This window comes from Agromyces binzhouensis, from assembly GCF_004135055.1.
Lineage (GTDB): Bacteria > Actinomycetota > Actinomycetes > Actinomycetales > Microbacteriaceae > Agromyces > Agromyces binzhouensis.
The window spans coordinates 1-2,469 of the sequence record NZ_SDPL01000444.1 but is presented as its reverse complement, the minus strand read 5'-3'; the positions used below and the strand labels follow the sequence as shown (position 1 = coordinate 2,469).

Below are 2,469 nucleotides of genomic sequence, written 5' to 3'. Positions count from 1 at the left end.
CGCGCTCCGCGCCGCCTGGGCGGCGTTCGCCCGGAGCGGCGCGTTCCCCGCCGGTTACGTGCCGACCGGCCACGGATGGGCGGGCAGCCTGCTGGCGAGGCGGGTATGAGCGGGCCCAACGCCCCCGTCGACGGGGCGGCCGCCACCGCGTTCTGGGAGGAGTACCGCGCGGCTCGCCCCGATCGCGCCCTCGACGCCGAACCGCCGAGCGTCGAGGTGTTCGGCGACCACCCCGCGCTCACCGACGAGCTGCTCGGGCTCGTGCTCGACGGCACCAAACGGGCGACCGCCTCGCTCGTCGCGGAGTTCCGCCACGAGGGGCAGCCGCTCCCCCGGGTCGGCAGCCACTGGATCGCCTGCGACTCGGCGGGCCGACCGCGCGCGATCCTCCGCAGCACCGAGCTGCGGATCGGCCCGTTCTCGAGCGTCGACGCCGCGTTCGCGTTCGACGAGGGCGAGGACGACCGCACGCTCGAGTCGTGGCGCGACAACCACCGACGTTACTGGCAGCGGGTCTGCCCGGGGATCGGCGTCGAGTGGCACGACGATCTCGACGTGCTGTTCGAGCGGTTCGAGGTGGCGTGGCCCCCGGAGGTCGCAGACGACTGACGTCGCGCGAGCGCAGCACCGCGGCATCCATCGCCCCCTCGTCGGTGTCGGCGGCATGGGCGAACATGGCCGTATGCGTGACGATGTGATCACCTGGCTCCTCGGCGGCGACCCGAGCGTGCGCTGGCAGGTCATGCGCGACCTGCAGGACGCGCCCGACGACGCCGTCGCCACCGAACGCGCGCGCGTGGCGACCGAGGGCTGGGGTGCGCGCCTCCTCGCCGAACAGGGCGACGACGGCTACTGGGGCGGTCAGGTCTACGGGTCGAGCCGCGAGCGCAACTCGGTCATGTGGACCCTGCAGGTCCTGCGGAACCTCGGTGCACCGCCCGAGGCCGCACCCGTGCGTGCGGCGATCGACCGGGTCGTCGACGGCGTGGTCTGGGCCGAGTTCGACGACCTGCCCTACTTCAGCGGCGAGGTCGAGGAGTGCGTGAACGGCGGCGTGCTCGCGAACGCCGCGTACTTCGGCGTCCTCGGCGCGGGCAGCGACCGGATCGTCGCGCGCCTCCTCGACGAGACGCTTCCCGACGGCGGGTGGAACTGCGAGCCGGCCGACGAGTCGCAGCGCTCGTCGTTCGACTCGACGCTCTGCGTCGTCGAGGGGCTCCTCGCGTACGAGCGGGCCACCGGGTCGACGGATGCCGCGGTGACCGATGCCCGACGCGGCGGCGAGGAGTACCTGCTCGAGCGCAGCCTGTTCCGGCGCAAGTCGACGGGCGAGCTCGTGAAGCCGCGCTACACGAACTTCTCCTTCCCGACGTACTGGTTCTACGACGTCCTGCGTGCACTCGATCACTTCCGCGACGCGGGCGGCCGTCCCGACGCGCGGCTGCGGCCCGCGCTCGACCTGGTACTGAGCCAGCGCGACGACGACGGCCGGTGGCGCGCCGGCGAACGCTGGCCCGGCCGCGACCGGTACGAGATCGATGCGCCCGCGGGCGAGCCGAGCCCGTGGAACACGCTCCGCGCCCTGCGCGTGCTGCGCTGGGCCGATCCCGCGTCGATCGACTGACCGTGGCCATCGAGGTTCGGGCGGCGTCCGTCTTCGACGACGTCGCCGCGGTCGTCGGGCCCAAGCGACCCGACGCGAACGTGTGCTTCTGCCTGAGCTACCGGTTGACCTCGTCCAAGGAGAACCTGTCGCTCCGAGGTCCCGCTCGCGGCGAGCGGGTCCGGGAGCTGTGCGCAGAGGATCCGGCGCCGGGCGTCATCGCCTACGACGGCGACGAGCCCGTCGGCTGGGCGGCCGTGCACCCTCGGGCCGACACGAGCTTCGCGACGAACCGGCGCATCCCGCACCTCGACGACCTCGACGTGTGGTCGCTGTGGTGCGTGCGCGTCCGGCCCGGCCACCGGAAGCAGGGCATCTCGCACCACCTCATCGCGGGCGCCGTCGCGTTCGCTCGCGAACACGGCGCACCCATGGTCGAGGCCTACCCGGTCGACAACGGGGGCGAGAGGGTCGATCTCACGATGGCCTACGTCGGCACCCGCGCCGCCTTCGAGCGTGCGGGCTTCACGAAGGCCGCCGACACCACGAGCGTGCTGAACGGCTTCCCGCGCATCATCATGCGGCTCGACCTGCGGTGACCGTGCTGCTCGGCCCGTTCCACGGCATGATCGACGCATGCCTGCAGCCGAGTCCGAGTCCCCCGTCGCGCTCGCCGTCGACATCGGCGGCACGAAGGTCGATGCCGCGCTCGTCGACACCGAGGGACGCATCGTGCCGGGAAGCCGTCACCGCGCCCCGACCGGGGCGGAGCAGACGCCCGAGACGTTCGCCGGCGCGATCGCGTCGGTGTGCGCGCGGGCGACGGATGCCGCGGGGCCGGCGCACCGGCTCGTCGGCGTCGGCGT

Annotated in this window: 4 protein-coding genes; all 4 read left to right on the top strand. The window is 73.3% G+C overall.

Annotation, left to right across the window (positions count from 1 at the left end; translation table 11 throughout):
- Positions 1-105: 105 nt before the first annotated feature.
- Complete coding sequence (locus ESO86_RS15445) at positions 106-609, top strand: ASCH domain-containing protein (protein WP_129235768.1); 504 nt, start codon at positions 106-108, stop codon at positions 607-609.
- Positions 610-682: 73 nt separating this feature from the next.
- Positions 683-1,624, top strand: coding sequence for a hypothetical protein (locus ESO86_RS15440; RefSeq protein ID WP_129235767.1), 942 nt, complete (start codon positions 683-685; stop codon positions 1,622-1,624).
- Positions 1,625-1,626: 2 nt separating this feature from the next.
- On the top strand, positions 1,627-2,202 hold the full coding sequence (locus tag ESO86_RS15435; RefSeq protein WP_129235766.1) for a GNAT family N-acetyltransferase: 576 nt from the start codon (positions 1,627-1,629) through the stop codon (positions 2,200-2,202).
- 37 nt (positions 2,203-2,239) lie between these two features.
- Positions 2,240-2,469 (top strand): ROK family protein (locus ESO86_RS15430; protein WP_165307992.1); only part of this gene is annotated, 230 nt, incomplete at its 3' end.

What these genes read in the sequence shown, in the direction of transcription:
- ESO86_RS15445 (WP_129235768.1), top strand. Translation starts at nt 106, where the DNA reads ATGAGCGGGCCCAACGCCCCCGTCGACGGGGCGGCCGCCACCGCGTTC.
- ESO86_RS15440 (WP_129235767.1), top strand. Translation starts at nt 683, where the DNA reads ATGCGTGACGATGTGATCACCTGGCTCCTCGGCGGCGACCCGAGCGTG.